This is a genomic window from Solwaraspora sp. WMMA2101 (assembly GCF_049179175.1).
Lineage (GTDB): Bacteria > Actinomycetota > Actinomycetes > Mycobacteriales > Micromonosporaceae > Micromonospora_E.
In genome coordinates, this window is sequence record NZ_JBMHMA010000006.1 from 3,778,664 (window position 1) to 3,794,263 (window position 15,600).

The following is a 15,600-nucleotide window of genomic DNA, read 5'->3' on the forward strand; positions in this document are numbered from 1 at the left end:
GCCTGATACCAAGGTATCGGCTTTTTCCGGCAGACGGATTCCTTGGTGGGATGTGTCGGGATGCGCTGATTCCTACCGTGGGTACGGTGACGACGCATACGACATTTGCCGAGATGGTGAGCTGCCGCGAGGTCCGGAAGACCTACGGCACCGGTGCGGCAGCGGTGGTCGCGGTGGACGGCGTATCTGCGGATTTCCTGGCTGGGGAGTTCACCGCGATCATGGGCCCGTCCGGATCGGGCAAAACCACGTTGATGCACCTGATGGCCGGTCTGGACACCCCGACCCAGGGCACAGTGAGCCTGGCGGGAACGTCGCTGGCCGGCTTGAACGACCGCGCGTTGACTGACCTGCGCCGAGACCGGGTCGGCTTCATCTTCCAGGCGTTCAACCTGCTGCCGACGCTGACCGCCGAGCAGAACATCGTGCTGCCGTTGCGGCTGGCCGGGCGGCGTCCCGACCCGGACGAACTGCGCCGGGTCACAGGGGCGCTGCAGATCGGCGACCGGCTGGCACACCGGCCGGCCGAGCTATCCGGCGGCCAGCAGCAGCGGGTCGCGGTGGCCAGGGCGCTGCTGACCAGGCCCTCGGTTATCTTCGCCGACGAACCGACCGGCGCCCTGGACATCGCCACCGGGCGGGCCCTGCTGGGAACCCTGCGGGAGGCGGCCCGCCGGGAGGGACAGACGATCATCATGGTGACTCACGATCCGGGCGCGGCCACCTACGCCGACCGGGTCCTGGTAATGGCGGACGGTCGGATCCACGCCGAACTACGCAGCCCGACCCGGGAACAGATCCTGGTGGCGATGGCAGCGGTGGCGGTGTGACCATGATCTTCGCGTTTGCCTGGTCGCAGCTGCGGTCGTACCCGGCCCGCCTGCTCGCCATCGTCATGGCGGTGACCCTGGCTACCGGCTTCCTGACGGCGACCGCGACCTTCGCAGCGACCTCCAGCGAGGGACTACGCCGTACCGCCGCCGCACCCTTGACCACCGCCGACATAGTCTTGGAGGCCGACGACACGGTCAAGGACCCGGAGTGGTACCAGGCTGCAGCCTCCGTACCGGGGGTGCGCTCGGCCGACCCGCAGCACGCCCGTACGGTCACCGTCTTTGGTGGCTCCCGTCGCGGCGACGCCAACGTGCAGAGCATCGCTGCTACCGAACGGGTGCGCTGGTTCGCCTTGGACGGGGGGCAGTGGCCTAGCCGTTCCAACCAGGTGGTGGCCGACCAGCGGACCCTCGACGACCTCGGCGTGGAGGTCGGTGCCACCCTGACGTTCCGACAGGGCGACCTGGCACCGGTTCCGGTGACCGTGACCGGCGCGGCCGATCTGGGTTTCCAGCCGCTGACCGGTTCATCCTTCCGGTTTTACGCCCCGGCGTCGTTCTTCTCCGGGGACGTGCCGCCTGCCGCGCTGCTGACCGTCGCCGACCGGGCGCAGTTGGCCGCCACCCTCGACGCGCTCCGCGAAAGACTGGGCGACGGAATCACCGTCTCCGAGGCCTCGGTCGTCGCCGACCAGGCGGCTGCCCGCTTCGCCGGCGGCAACGGACAACTCGTCGTACTGATGCTGGCGTTCGCGGCGGTGGCGCTGCTGGCCGCCATGCTGGTCGTGGCCAACACCTTCCACGTGGTGATCGTCGCGCGGGTTCGGCAGATCGCGCTGCTGCGCCTGGTCGGCGGCCACCGGTCGCAGGCCAGGCGCATGGTACTGGCGGAGGCTGCGATCGTCGGTGGGATCGGCGGTCTGGCTGGTGCCGCTGTCGGGGTGGGTCTCGGCTACCTCGGCGCGACTACCCTGGACATCGCTGGTGGCGGCCTACGGGTCTCACCGACCGCCCTGGCCGGTTGCGTTGCCGTCGGAATGGTGGCCACGGTGGTGGCTGCCTGGACACCAGCCCGGCGGGCCACCCGGATCCCTCCCGTCCGGGCCCTGCAGACAGCTGAAGAGCCACCGGCCGGATCGGTCCGGATCGGTCGTCGTCTGGTCGTCGGCAGCATCATCACCGCCATCGGTGCGGTGGCGCTGGTCGTGGCCGCCGTCGGTGCCGCACTACCCCTGGCCCTGGTGGGCGGGCTGCTTCTGGCGACCGGCCTCCTGACGGGCCTGCCCTCACTGATCGGCCTGCTGCTGGCTCCGGTGGCCCGACTACTCGAACGCTTCGGGGTTGCCGCTGGTCTGGCCGGCACCAGTCTTAGCCAGAACGCCCGCCGCACTGCCTCGGCCGCGATGGTCGTGGTGGTCGGCGCCGCCCTGATCAGCAGCCTGGCGGTGGCCGCCACCACCGGACGTGCCACCGTGGCCGCGGACCTGGAGGCTCGGTACCCGATCGCGGCCAGCCTCCGCACCGACGGCTCGGCGATCAGCATCGACACAGTTGAGGCTCTGGCCCGGGTACCGCAGGTCACGACCACCGCGACGGTCGGCACCATCACCGCACGCTTCCCCGACGGTGGCAGGGCCACACCCCGGCTGCTCGCGGCCACACCCGAGAACCTCGCTCCCCAGGCCCGGCCAGAAGGGACCGTCCTGCTCCCCGCCACCTACCTCACCGCCCTCGGACTGGCCGAGGGTGAGCCCATCACCGTGGCGGTGGGCGAGCGGGAACTCCGGTTGACCGCCCACGCCTCCCGGCTGGCCGACACCACGGGACAACTCCTCGGTGTGGTCAACCCGGCGACCCTGGCCGCGCATCAGATCACGACGACCCCGACCGCAGTGTGGGCAGCGGCGGCGGTGGGCTTCGACCGGGACGCCCTGACCGCCGACGTCAACGCGGTGGCTGCGCGCGACCCCAGAGTCCAGGTCGGCGGCGGCGTCACCGAGGGCGGCGACATCGCCAACGTCCTGTCCATCCTGCTCGGTCTCTCCCTGGCGATGTTGCTGGTGACCGTCGTGATCGCCCTGCTGGGCATCGCGAACCTGCTCGGCCTGTCGGTCATCGAACGGGCCCGGGAGATGGCGCTGCTGCGGGCTCTCGGCACCCGCCGGGGGCGACTGAGGTCGATGCTCACGGCTGAGGCCGTCACCATCACCACCCTGGGCACCCTCATCGGAATCCTGATCGGGGTTCCCGTGGGCCTGGCCGGGGTCGCCGCAGCGGTGGGGCGCACCGCTGAGCCGGTGATCCGGCTGCCCTGGGGGCAACTCGTCCTAGTCCTCGTAGTTGCCATCCTGACCGGGGTGCTGGCGAGTGTGGCGCCGGCCCGCCGAGCGGCCAGGGTGGCACCCGCCGAGGGGCTGACTCGGTAGCAAAATGTGCAACTTCGCATGCTGAAAGTGAACTTATATTGACTTGATCAAATATGTCTATTACTGTCCTTGCTGTCAGGTTGTTCAGACTCGGCTTGGCGGGGGACGGTTCGTGACGGATGTGCTGGTGGTAGGCGACGAGACCCTGATCAGTGTCGGAATCAAGATGATTCTGGAGAGCGGCGGAGGACTCGATGTCGCCACCACTGAGTGGAAGGACGCCCGATCCGCTGTCGAGCAGCGCCGGCCGGCCGTGGTGCTGCTCGCCGGCTTGCGGGAACAAATCACTGTGCTCGACCAACTGCAGGCTCTGGGTGGAGTATCCGCCATCGCCGTCCTGACCACTCGGGCTGTGCCGGACCTTGTGCTCGATGCGTTACGAGGTGGGGCGTGCGGCTTTCTGCTGCGCGACACTCAACCTGAGCAGCTTGTCGCGGCAGTGCGGGCGCTTGCCCGGGGTAGCGTCGTGCTGGCGCCCGAGGCATCCTCGGTGGTGATGCATGCGGCCATCCGGCCTGAGGTCGTTCCCACTTACGGTTCACGAGCGGTCGAGCGGCTCAAACAGCTTTCTGACCGAGACCAGAGCATCCTGCGGTTACTCACTGCAGGACTCACCAACTCCGAGATTAGCAAACAAGTCTTTCTCAGCACGGCGACCGTGAAGGAGCACGTCAGCCTCATACTCGCAAAGTTGCACGTGAGAAACCGCGTACAGGCTGCGGTCCTGGCTTGCTCCGCTGGCCTTTGTGTCGACGAGGAGGTCTATTCACAGGCGATCCTGTAGAAGTGCAGCCCGATGGCACAGGAGATCGTTTCTGTGAAGGTCGCGAGCGGTCTGCGGTAGTCGGTGTGCAGGATTCTCCAGGTCTTCAGATTCGCGATGACCTGTTCGACGACCCAGCGGATCTTGTTGACCTGCCTGTTGTATTCCTTCTGCCACTCTGTGAGCTCGCCGCCCTTGGGCTTCTTGTACGGGGTGATCATGCCGTTGCCGACGTATCCCTTGTCGCCGATCCAGCCTGCAGGATTCAGGCTGACGAGAACACCGGTGTCGTTGATCGCGTACGAGTCGTGGTGGTTGCCGGTGACGGGATCGGAGACCCAGACGAGCGCGCCGTCGAGGGTGCAGGCGACCTGGACGCTCATGCCCGTGGTCTTGTGCTTGCCGGAGTACAGACAGCGGTCCGTGCGCCATGACCAGCAGGGGAACAGGGTGCCGTCGACGATGTACTGGACGGTCGGGTCGAGCTCGTCGGCGGTCGGCACGAACCCCGCCAGCACGCGGTCGAGGACCGGGGTGATGGCGGTGACCGCCCGTGAGATCGTCGACTGGGAGACGCCGTGCGCCTCGGCGATCTCCGCTTGGACGCGGTTGCGCCGCATGTAGGTCAACGTGACCACGAGGGCGCGGTAGAGGCCGAGGATCGGTGGCCACGGTTCCATGCCCAGGTTCCGGCATTCGGCGCGGACCAGCACGCAGAGGTCGCGGATCTGATCGGTCGTGAAGCCGGTGGTATGATACATGTTCGGCGGTCCGCTTTTCTTTGGTTGTTGTGTGGTAACTCCATCCTATGGGAGGGCGGGCCGTCTCATTTATCAGGGGGTCCACTGTGGGCTATCGAGGCCCTGCTGAATAAGCCTCGAGGATGGCCGTCGCTGCTGAACGACCCTGGATCTTGTAGAGAACTTCCCCGCTTGGAAGGATCGAGAGATGGCGGGAACGAAGCAGTAACCGCAGGCGTTGCAGGATCCGGCGGTGCGTCGACTGATGCTGTGGTCTGCGCATGCATTCCGCCATAGAAATATCGGATTACCCAAATGCGAATTACATCCTCTGTGCTCAAATCCAGCTCCGCGAGGTGGTTGGCGCCGGCAGCCGAGGTTTGCAGAACACTGCGGTTCACTGCCTGTTCTGATTATTCCACTGACAGTCGAAATTCCTCCGCAAGCAGCTCGTATGAGCGCTGCCGCGCCCCAAGGCCGGGGCAGTTCGTCGTCAGCATCACCTCATGGACGTCGTAGAGGGTCTGCAGCCTGCGGATCTCCTTCCCCACCACGGCGGGTGTGCCTGCGATCTGCAGGTACGGGCGGGATTCGCGCAGTCTGCGATCCTCGTCCGTGAGCTGGTAACGGCGGGCATCATCGAGATTCGGCGCGCCCCCTCGGTACTCGTCGGTGCGCTGAACTTGCGCCCTCCACCCCGTGGTGCACGACATCCAGAAGCAGGCCGCCAACTCCTCGGCCTCAGCATCCGAATCAGCGCATAGCACCCGTAGAGCCAACATCGCCTGTGGCTGTTCCAGCCACGCCGAGGGGCGGAATTTTTCCCGGTACACCGCGAGGGCCTCCGGGCATTCGGCGGGGGCGATGAACTGGGCGAGGCAGAAGGGTAGCCCGAGCATCCCAGCCATCTGGGCGCTGGATTTTCCAGAGCCGAGCATCCAAGGTATCGGCGGCGTTGGTATCTCGGGCGTCACAGACACCCTGGTGATCGTCCGGCCATCGCCAAGGAATCCGAGCAATCCTCCGATCTGCTGTAGAAAAGCCTCGTCAGTGCGGATCGCGTAGGGATTGAGTAGTTCCGCGAAGGCGGGCGGACCGCCGAGTCCACGCCCGAAACCGAGATCGATGCGTCCCGGGTGCAGAGCCGTGAGAACACGGAACGTTTCGGCCACCTTGAGGGGACTGTAATGAGGTAGCAGCACGCCGCCGCTGCCAACCCGAATCCGGCTGGTGACTGCAGCCGCCGCAGCCGCGACCACCTCGGGCGCGGCGCACGCATGTGCCGCACTGCCGTGGTGTTCGGCAATCCAGTACCGGTGGTAGCCGTGCGACTCGACGCTGTGGGCCAACGTGACGCAGTCGCGGACCGCCTCAGCCGGGCTGCCGTCACGGAACACCGGAACCTGATCCAACACGCTGAGCACGATGTCTCCCAAGGCTTCCTCCTCACGAGTGTTCACTCGATGAACGCTCAGATCAGCAGCTGCCGACCCGCGAACTCCCGGTAGAGCTCGTTGTTGGTGAGCAGGTCATCGTGTTGTCCGACGGCTGTGGCGCGGCCCTCGTCGATAACCACGATCCGGTCGGCGCGTACCACGGTGGCCAGCCGATGCGCGACGATCAGGACGGTGCGTCCGGCGGCGAGCGTTCCGAGACTGTCCTGCAGTAGCTGCTCGTTGCGGGCGTCCAGATGTGCGGTCGGTTCGTCGAAGAGCAGAACTGGCGACTTGGCGAGCAGCGCCCGGGCGACCGCCAACCGCTGCCGCTCCCCGCCGGAAAGCATGCCCCCACCCTCGCCGACCGGAGCTTGCAGGCCAGCTGGGTGCCGCGCGATCAGCAGGTCCAGGTTCACCGCTCGGGCAACTGCATCGATCTCGAGATCGGATGCTTCCTGAGCCGCAAGGGTGAGGTTGTCCCGGACGGAGCCGGCCAGCACCGGCGCCTCCTGCTCCACGTATCCGAGAAGGGCGCGTAACTCGTCCAAGGGGTACTCGCGGATGTCACGACCGTACAACCGGATCTCTCCCTTGGAGACCTCGTACAGGCGAGCGATCAATGCCAGGATGGTGGACTTGCCAGCTCCGGACGGTCCCACCAGGGCGGTGGTACTGCCTTCAGGAATCTGGAAGCTGACGTTACGCAGCACCACGTCGCCGTGATAGCCGAATGACACGTCATCGAACTCGATGGCGGGTACGGGGTGCCAGGTGGGGGAGATGGTCGACGACCGTGCCGGCATGACCTGTTTCTCGTCCGGCAAGGTGAGAATCTCCTGGATTCGGCTCAATGCGCCCCGCCCGCTCTGTATCGTGGTCACGGCGTCGGCGACTTGGGCTAGCGGCAGTGCGAGGACGAACAGGAACAACAGGAACGCCACCAAGTCCCCAAGTTGCATGGCACCCTGTGCAACCCGCAGACCGCCGAATCCGATCACGGCGACGAACGCACCCTGCAGGGCAAGCCGCACGATCGGGCCGATGTACGCGGAGACCTGCGCGAGCCGGACGCCTGCGCGTCGAGCCTGGTCGGCGCACTCGACCACTTTGGCGGTCTCAGAATCGGTGGCGCCTGCGATGCGGATCGTACGGACGGCACCGAGGGCGCGAGCCAACGCGGCGATCAGCCCCCCGACCGTCTCTTGGACGGTCCCACTCACGGCCGCCAGTCTCCGGCTGAGGAAGCGGACGCCCACCGCCCCCAGCAGCACCGGCAACAGGCTGACGCCGAGTAGTAGGGGGTCGATGATCGCCATTGCTATCAATGCTCCGGACACCAGGAGCAGTCCGCTGACCATATCGACCACACCGGAGGCGAACATCGAGCGGAGCAGCGGCGTGTCCGAGCCGACCCTGGCGATCAGGTCGCCGGACTCGCGCCCATCGTAAACACTGACCGGCAGCCGTAGCAGGTGCACGACGAGGGCGCGTCGCGCGGCGAACACCACCGCCTCCCCGGTGCACTGCAAAAGGAACTGCTGTGCGGCACCCACACCCGCTCCAGCGACCATCACGGCCAGCACCAACGTCGCAGCCGTCCCATAGGGCTCGCCCGACTCAAGAGCGGTCAGTACTCGACGTATGAGCAACGGTTGGCAGAGCTGTCCCGCGACCCCGACGAGCGCGAGCACCCCAGCTGCGATCAGCTTGCCCCGATGCGCGGACAGGCTACGCCGCAGCACGCTCGAACGACTCAGCACGTGCGTGGGCTGTCGGGCGTTTCCAGCCAGGCGATCGCAGGAACTTCGGCCGGGTACGCAAGTCGCAGCAGGCCCAGGCAAATGCCGGCGGCGCCCAACATCAGGCCCGGCATGTAGATGTCTCCGACCAGACCGCAACGCATTCCGTTCGTGGCGATGTCACCGACCACCGATGCGGTCAGTCGTTCGTACCTGCCCGGTGCCGGTAGGACCCGCTCTGCGAGATCGAACAGCGACAAGGCACCGAAGTCACCGTGGCAGACGCTGTGATTCAGACCGAAACCCTTGGCAGCCACCAGGCTCAGGGCTGCGTCGGCCTCCGCGATCAACCCGCTGTCACCCTGACGGTGGTCTCGGAGGATGAGAAGCCGAGACAGCCCGATGCCGGCACCACCGTGGCACCACAGGGCAGGGTAGGAGCCAGTACCCGCCATCTCCGGGCGCAGGTCGCGCCAGGCGCCATCGGCAGGCACGTACAGGGCGCGATCGAAATCGACCGCCCGGCTCGCCAGCTCGTGCAGCGACTGATCGTCAAACTCTGCGGCGAGCCGGTACAGCGGCCATGCGATACCGGCCGCGCCGTGTGAGAAGCCCCCCAGCAGCGGACCATCTGGGGTGGCTGGCCAGCCGGCTGCGCCGTTCACGTCGACCACGTTCGCCGCCAAGCGTTCAGCGCACACTGCCGCCACGTCCCGTACGCCGGGCATCTGATGTCGCCGGTGTAGATCCAGAGCGACCACTGCGCACCCGGCCAGTCCGGCGATGAGGTCGGGACACTCCTCGCGCGTGGCGCACTCGCGCCACCACGGGACCGCTTCGGAGATCGCCTCCCAGTACACCGGCTCGCCCGTCGCGTGTGCAACGTGGTCCAGGGCGTAGAGCAAGCCGGCGGTACCGCTGTAGGCACCGACCGTCTCGACGATACGATGCTCGGCGAGGTACCGCAGGTAGCCCACTACAGGGCGGGCGGCACGGTGCGCGATCTCCAGGTACCGGTCGTCACCGAACACTCGGGCCGCATATGCGTACATCACCGCGAGCCCCGCGATACCGTCGTACAGTCCAGTCGCCAACGGCTTGTAGCTGTAGGTTTCCTGCGTGATGCCCTCGATGCTGACGCCGATCCAGGATACGTCGTCGGTGCCGAGGATCGCCTCGTCCGCCAGCCGCCGCGCGATCCGGTTGGCGAGCACAGCGGGATCCGTCTCATGTCCACCAGGGCGGGCGACGGGCTGGCCGACGACCGGCCGCGGCCGCGGCAGGGTGCCCATCGAGTCCTCGATTATCCGGACCTGGGCAGCGCGGTGCGCCGGTCCGAACTCGGCCAGCCGCCCGGTCAACACCGAGATGGCTGAGGCACCGAAGTACCCCGGATGCAGCAGACGGGCTCCAGTGCGGATTTCGCGGCTCCCCGCGATGCTCTGGAAGCAGGGGATGTCACCGGCGAGCAGTTGACGTCGCTCGGATTCGATGATCGGGACAAGTTCCGGACGGGCGTCGGCGGCGGCCCACAGCTTGTCAAGCAGCCTGTCCCGGTCGTTGGCATCGCGCAGATAATCCGGGTGGAAGCTCTCCGTCAGGAAGAGGCTGTACCGCCGGGTCGGACGAGCCAGATGGCGTACCTCGACGTCCCGGAACCCGTGTAGCAGCCGGTCGAAGTCGGAGCGGTGCGCAACCATCAGGTCGTACGCCTCGGTGAAGCCGGCGACCACCTCGGAGGTATGCGTCCAGGGCTGCACCTCCCCGCCGGTGACAACTGGACGGTTCAATGCGCCGGCCATGACTGCCTCGACTGCTTCGATGCGGGCAACGTCGGTGTAGGCGTCCACCACGCGGGGAATCGGGCGCGGAGCGGCCTGCGGTTCCCCGCCTCCGATGGCGCTGACGTCGACACTGTGGCGTTGCCGGCCACCGAAAGCGCGGGCCGGAAGGATACCGACCGCCAGCACACTACGGTTGAGCACGTCCAGCGCGCGCCCGTACGCATCTTCGGCCGAGCGGCCGAGTTCACCGCACTGCAGTACGGTCTCCAGGTCAATGGGCGTGAACGACGAACCGGCAGCGATCACGTTCTCCATGTGCATGTCCACGCCGCCGAGCAGCAGCATCACCGCCAGCACGGAACCTGCTCGCCGGTAGAAGTCGGATAGTTCGTCGGCGTCGACGCAGGGCGCGTGCCGGACGAACTCACACCAGCCATGCCCGCCGCAGTCGAGCACCCGTGGAGCGGTCACCGGCACACTCAGTCCTTGCCGGTCCAGAGCGGCGACTGTCTCGGCGTACGCCTTCTCGGCTGCTACCGACCGCGGCTTGTAGATCAGATCGGTGCCGTCGGAGAAGGTCACCTGCGCCACTGACCGTCCACCATGGTGTGGATCTCCAAGGTCAAGCCGGAAGGCGCTCACGACGGTCGCTGACGGGGGTAACAGTCCAACGCGCCGCAGTTGATGCTCATCCCCGGCTAAGCGCTCGAACAGTTCTGCTGTGTAGTCGACCCAACGCCGGCCGGCTTCGATGAGACACCGACCGAGCACGGGATACTCGCCGAACAACGCACGAAGGTAATCTGGGTCGGTGAGCAGCCGCCTGTCGTAGTCGTCGTACCTCTCCTGCGGGGTGTCGCCCATGAGCTTGCCGTGCAAGCGAGCGACGTTGAGTTCCAACAGCATGGTTCGGGTTGCGATCGACAGTAACCGGTTGGCGAGTGCCTCAAGCAGTGAATTGCGTAAGCCGGCGATGGACGTTCGCTCCGCTAGGCGCTCCCGTAGTCGCGCCTCGTAGAAAGCGAGAAACGGATGAATCAGGCCGCTGAAAAGTAGCCGGTCGAACCCTTGGGACCACAATCTGGTGGGCAGTTTGAGAAAGGCTACCTCGCTGGCGTCCGTGTCGAGCACCACTGCGAGTTCGTTCGCCCAGTCGAGCAGATGGTCGGGTGGGTCGAAATCCTCCCCCGAGATCATTTTCCCAAATGCAGCACGACTTATCGCCAACTCGCGTAACCGGATGTCGAGAATGCGGTCATCGAGGAAGGCGGAATCTCGCCACGAACAAACAAGATCATCGTGTCCCGGTGTCGGCTGGTCGTTCGTCGATGCCGGACGTTCGTGCAGGTAGGCACTTCGTCGAATATTGAAGGGATCAAGTGCAAGGGCCGGTGACATTGCTGCTCCTGCGGGGAAGGGGAGGCCCGGGAGGGTGCGCTGCACGCTCCCGGGCCCGATGGCCGGTCCTCAGCAGGCGCAGATCAGCGTGCCGCACTCGATGGTCAGGGTGCAGACCCAGCCGCTGCTGGCGGCGTAGATGGTCCGATCCTCGCGGAGGTCCTCGAACGTCAGTTCGCCGAAGCCGCTGCCTGCCGGGTCGACGGTGTCCCCGTCCCGCAGATCAGCGTTCTTCCAGGCCTTTTCGATGGCAAGAGTGGACATCTCTTTCCTTCCTTCCTGTGAATCACCGGGCGATCGCCCAGGATCGACCAAATGCAGCCACGGCGCCATGGCCGCAATTCCGTCCAACCTGAATTGGTAACCCGTCGTCAATTGAAACGACGCCGATCGACGATTCGCTACCCGCCATGTGGGGGGTGGGTGGAGATGATCGGAGATGAAGAAACATCCAGCCGACGGTTGACCGAATCTTGAATCTCAAGATAGAAGGTGTCGGTAGCGCGTGGAAACTGGCTCCGGCAAACGTTCTCTGATTGATCTTGGTGGCGGTTCGCGCGGATCGCGTGGGCTGGTCGGAGCGCGTTCGTGGGGAGGGCCGAGGTTCGCGCGGCCATACATCTGTCGCTTGCTCGCCTTGGTGCGGTTGGTGGCGAACCAGCGCGGTGAACCCGCAGGCGGGGCCAACGACAGTGTCGAAGAGCGGCGGGGGCGCCAGCGAGATCAACGTCGCCAGGTGCTGCACCTGGCGACTCGGCTGGGCTGACGCCGAACGGTCAGGTGAGGCGGACGGACAGGCCCTTGCCGCCGAACTCCTGGCAGATGAACGACGGGGCGTCGGGGGTGCTGGACGCCGGGTCGTACCGGTAGCCGATGTCGTCGAACGCGCGCAGCTCGGCGACCGGGTCGGCGGTGTCGGCGATCCGGCGCGACACCAGCCACCGGGCGAACGCGCCCCGGGCGATCTTGGCGTGGACCACGACGAACTTCGGTTCGCCGGATGCCGGGTCGACGGTGCGGAACCGTGGGGTGACCACCCGGCCGGGGTCGACGTGCGGCAGGACGGCCTTGCTGTACTCGTTGGCGGCGAGGTTGACGATCCAACCGGTCGCCGGCAGCTGCGCGGCGATCGAGTCCGCCCAGTACCGGTACAGGTTGGCGTACGGCTCGGCGGGCAGGCGGTAACCCATTTCGAGGCGGTACGGGCAGACGCCGTCGAAGGGGCGCAGGATTCCGTACAGGCCGGAGAGGATGCGCAGGTGCGCGTCGGCGTGCGACCGGTCGGCCGGGCCGAACGTGTCGATCTGCAGCCCGCTGTAGATGTCACCGACGAACGTCGCCGCCGCGGGGCTCTGGTGCTGCGGCGTGGTGGTCCACTCGGCGTACTGCTGCCGGGTCCGCTGCGCCAGTTCGGTGGAGACGGCCATCATCCGGCGGAGCTGATCGGCCGAGAGGGTCCGCAGGTAGGTGATCAGCTCGGTGGACCGCGCCAGCAGCGCCGGTACGCCGGGCGTCGGGTGACCGTGGTCGCCCGTCGGTGGGCGCATCGTCTTGGAGCTGTGCATCAGGATGATCATGGGTCCGTCTCGCCGGGTCGTGGTGGCGCATCGCCGGCTGTGGCGCTGCCGTCGCCCCGATACAACCGCACGACCCGGACCTGTCGTCGGCCGGGGCCGGCGAGCTGCCCCGGCCCGCCGCCGGTCGCCCGGTCGCTCGTCGCCGGTCGCCCGGTCCGGCTGGTGCCGGCGTACTGTTCGCAAAACTTCCGGAAATGTGGTCGCCCGCAGCTCGCAATCCCGGTCCGTCGAGCCGGCCAGGCCGCAGCGGTACGGCGCCGTCTGGTGACCCACGTCGATGTGTCACCGATCGTGTACGCCAGGTCAGGTGCCATGTGAGGGCGACCGTGGTGAATGCGGGACGAGTCGGATCCCGACGGTTGCCAACCCCGGAACCTTCTGCAACTCTAGATGAATCTACATCGATGTTAGCGCTAACAATCCGTCCCGCTCCAACCAGTGCACATCCGTCCACCGCACCGGAGGATCAGTGAACCCTCACCACCGTCCGGCCCGGCGTCGATTCCGAACGCTCTGGGCCACAGGCGCCGCCATGCTCGTCGCGGTCCTCACCGTGACCCTGCTTCCCAACCTCGCCAACGCCGCCGAGTCCACGCTGGGGGCGGCCGCCGCCCAGTCGGGCCGGTACTTCGGCACCGCCGTCGCGGCGAACAAGCTCGGTGATTCGACGTACGTGAACATCCTGAACCGGGAGTTCAACAGCGTCACCGCCGAGAACGAGATGAAGCTCGACGCGACCGAGCCGCAGCAGAACCAGTTCAACTTCACCAACGGGGACCGGATCGTCAACCACGCGATCTCGCGGGGCATGGCGGTGCGCGGTCACACCCTGGCCTGGCACTCGCAGCAGCCGCCGTGGATGGAGCGGATGGAGGGCACCGCGCTGCGGCAGGCGATGCTCAACCACGTGACCCGGGTCGCGTCCTACTACCGGGGCAAGATCCACTCGTGGGACGTGGTGAACGAGGCGTTCGAGGACGGTAACTCGGGTGCCCGGCGTAACTCGAACCTGCAGCGTACGGGTAACGACTGGATCGAGGCGGCGTTCCGGGCCGCGCGGGCGGCCGACCCGGGGGCGAAGCTGTGTTACAACGACTACAACATCGACAACTGGTCGTGGGCGAAGACCCAGGCGGCGTACAACCTGGTGCGGGACTTCAAGCAGCGGGGTGTGCCGATCGACTGTGTGGGTCCGCAGTCGCACTTCAACTCGCAGTCGCCGTACCCGTCGAACTACCGGACGACGTTGTCGAGCTTCGCCGCGCTGGGTGTGGACGTGCAGATCACCGAGCTGGACATCGAGGGCTCGGGGCAGGCGCAGGCGAACGCGTTCCGGGGTGTGGTCAACGACTGTCTGGCGATCGCCCGGTGCACCGGGATCACGGTGTGGGGTATCCGGGACAGTGACTCGTGGCGGTCCTACGGCACGCCGCTGCTGTTCGACAACAACGGCAACAAGAAGCAGGCGTACGACGCGACTCTCTCCGCGCTGAACAGCGTCACTCCGGGCCCGAGCCCGACCACCCCGGGGCCCAACCCCACCACGCCACCACCGACGAACGGTCCGATCGACCCGAGCGCCTACTACGAGGTGTTGAACCGCAACAGCGGCAAGGCGCTGGACGTCTGCGGCGTGTCCACGGCGGACAACGCCTGTATCCAGCAGTACGCCAGATCGGGTGGGAACAACCAACAGTGGCAGTTCGTCGACTCCGGCGGCGGCTACTACCGGCTACGCGCTCGGCACTCCGGCAAGGTCCTCGACGTCTACAACTGGTCCACCGCCAACGGCGGCGCCGTCGTGCAGTACGACGACTGGGGCGGCACCAACCAGCAGTGGCAGTTGGTCCGGGTCGGTGGCAACCCGAACCCCAACCCGACGACCGCACCGCCGGCGACCACACCGCCGCCGGGTGGCACCTGCAACCTGCCGTCGACGTACCGCTGGTCGTCCACCGGCGCGCTGGCCCAGCCCCGCTCCGGCTGGGTGTCGTTGAAGGACTTCACCCACGCCCCGTACAACGGCCAGCACCTCGTCTACGGCACCACCCACGACTTCGGCACCAGCTGGGGCTCGATGAACTTCGGCCTGTTCTCCAACTGGAACCAGATGGGCTCCGCCAGCCAGAACGCCATGCCCTTCTCCGCTGTCGCACCGTCGCTGTTCTACTTCGCGCCCCGTAACGTCTGGGTGCTCGCCTACCAGTGGGGCGGCCCGGCGTTCTCCTACCGGACGTCGACCGACCCGACGAACGTGAACAGCTGGTCGGCGCACCAGACCCTGTTCACCGGCAGCATCTCCAACTCCGGCACCGGACCCATCGACCAGGCACTCATCGGCGACGACCAGAACATGTACCTCTTCTTCGCCGGCGACAACGGCCGCATCTACCGCGCCAGCATGCCCATCGGCAACTTCCCCGGCAGCTTCGGCTCCAACTACACCACCATCATGACCGACACCACCAACAACCTCTTCGAAGGCGTCCAGGTCTACAAACTCCAGGGCCAACAGCGCTACCTCATGATCGTCGAGGCCATCGGCTCCCAGGGCCGCTACTTCCGCTCCTTCACCGCCACCAACCTCGGCGGCACCTGGACCCCGAACGCCACCAGCGAATCCAACCCCTTCGCCGGAAAGGCCAACAGCGGCGCCACCTGGACCAACGACATCAGCCACGGCGAACTCATCCGCACCAACGCCGACCAGACCATGACCATCGACCCCTGCAACCTCCAGTTCCTCTACCAGGGCCGGGACCCGAACTCCGGCGGCGACTACGGACTCCTGCCGTACCGGCCGGGTGTGCTGACCCTGCAACGCTGAACCACCGGCACGGCCGCAACCACCGCACCACCTGACACCGTCTGCTCCGGCCCGGCACCCGTCCGGGTCGGAGCAGA

General features: G+C 66.7%; 10 protein-coding genes. 4 read left to right on the forward strand and 6 right to left on the reverse strand.

The genetic code is table 11. The features are described from left to right. Nucleotides 1-50 precede the first annotated feature (50 nt). From ACN28F_RS18130 to ACN28F_RS18140, 3 genes are all read left to right on the forward strand, one after another. A complete protein-coding gene (locus tag ACN28F_RS18130) occupies nucleotides 51-830 on the forward strand; it encodes an ABC transporter ATP-binding protein (protein WP_421358805.1) in 780 nt (259 codons plus the stop codon). Further along, entirely contained in the window at nucleotides 827-3,259 is a 2,433-nt protein-coding gene (locus ACN28F_RS18135) for an ABC transporter permease (RefSeq protein WP_353850505.1), read from the forward strand. The genes ACN28F_RS18130 and ACN28F_RS18135 overlap by 4 nt, the downstream gene beginning before the upstream one ends. A 112-nt stretch (nucleotides 3,260-3,371) precedes the next feature. After that, a complete protein-coding gene (locus ACN28F_RS18140; protein ID WP_421358807.1) occupies nucleotides 3,372-4,043 on the forward strand; it encodes a LuxR C-terminal-related transcriptional regulator in 672 nt (223 codons plus the stop codon). Here ACN28F_RS18140 and ACN28F_RS18145 read toward each other — a convergent pair. From ACN28F_RS18145 to ACN28F_RS18170, 6 genes are all read right to left on the reverse strand, one after another. Next, nucleotides 4,022-4,783: a transposase family protein gene (locus ACN28F_RS18145; RefSeq protein WP_289205445.1), complete on the reverse strand. Its 762-nt coding sequence runs from the start codon at nucleotides 4,781-4,783 to the stop codon at nucleotides 4,022-4,024. The genes ACN28F_RS18140 and ACN28F_RS18145 overlap by 22 nt on opposite strands. A gap of 392 nt (nucleotides 4,784-5,175) precedes the next feature. Beyond that, entirely contained in the window at nucleotides 5,176-6,222 is a 1,047-nt protein-coding gene (locus tag ACN28F_RS18150) for an MsnO8 family LLM class oxidoreductase (RefSeq protein WP_289209110.1), read from the reverse strand. An 11-nt stretch (nucleotides 6,223-6,233) separates the two neighbouring features. Beyond that, complete coding sequence (locus ACN28F_RS18155) at nucleotides 6,234-7,958, reverse strand: ABC transporter ATP-binding protein (protein ID WP_289209111.1); 1,725 nt, start codon at nucleotides 7,956-7,958, stop codon at nucleotides 6,234-6,236. Continuing rightward, on the reverse strand, nucleotides 7,952-11,119 hold the full coding sequence (locus ACN28F_RS18160; protein ID WP_289209112.1) for a type 2 lanthipeptide synthetase LanM family protein: 3,168 nt from the start codon (nucleotides 11,117-11,119) through the stop codon (nucleotides 7,952-7,954). Before ACN28F_RS18160 ends, ACN28F_RS18155 begins: the two co-directional genes overlap by 7 nt. A gap of 69 nt (nucleotides 11,120-11,188) precedes the next feature. Beyond that, nucleotides 11,189-11,383, reverse strand: a complete 195-nt coding sequence (locus ACN28F_RS18165; RefSeq protein ID WP_421358810.1) for a hypothetical protein — start codon at nucleotides 11,381-11,383, stop codon at nucleotides 11,189-11,191. Between the two features lie 512 nt (nucleotides 11,384-11,895). Then, complete coding sequence (locus tag ACN28F_RS18170; protein ID WP_421358812.1) at nucleotides 11,896-12,696, reverse strand: YaaA family protein; 801 nt, start codon at nucleotides 12,694-12,696, stop codon at nucleotides 11,896-11,898. A gap of 532 nt (nucleotides 12,697-13,228) precedes the next feature. Here ACN28F_RS18170 and ACN28F_RS18175 point away from each other — a divergent pair. Beyond that, nucleotides 13,229-15,523 carry a non-reducing end alpha-L-arabinofuranosidase family hydrolase gene (locus ACN28F_RS18175; RefSeq protein ID WP_421358814.1) on the forward strand — a complete coding sequence of 765 codons (2,295 nt, stop codon included), beginning with the start codon at nucleotides 13,229-13,231 and terminating at the stop codon, nucleotides 15,521-15,523. The last annotated feature ends 77 nt before the right edge of the window (nucleotides 15,524-15,600 follow it).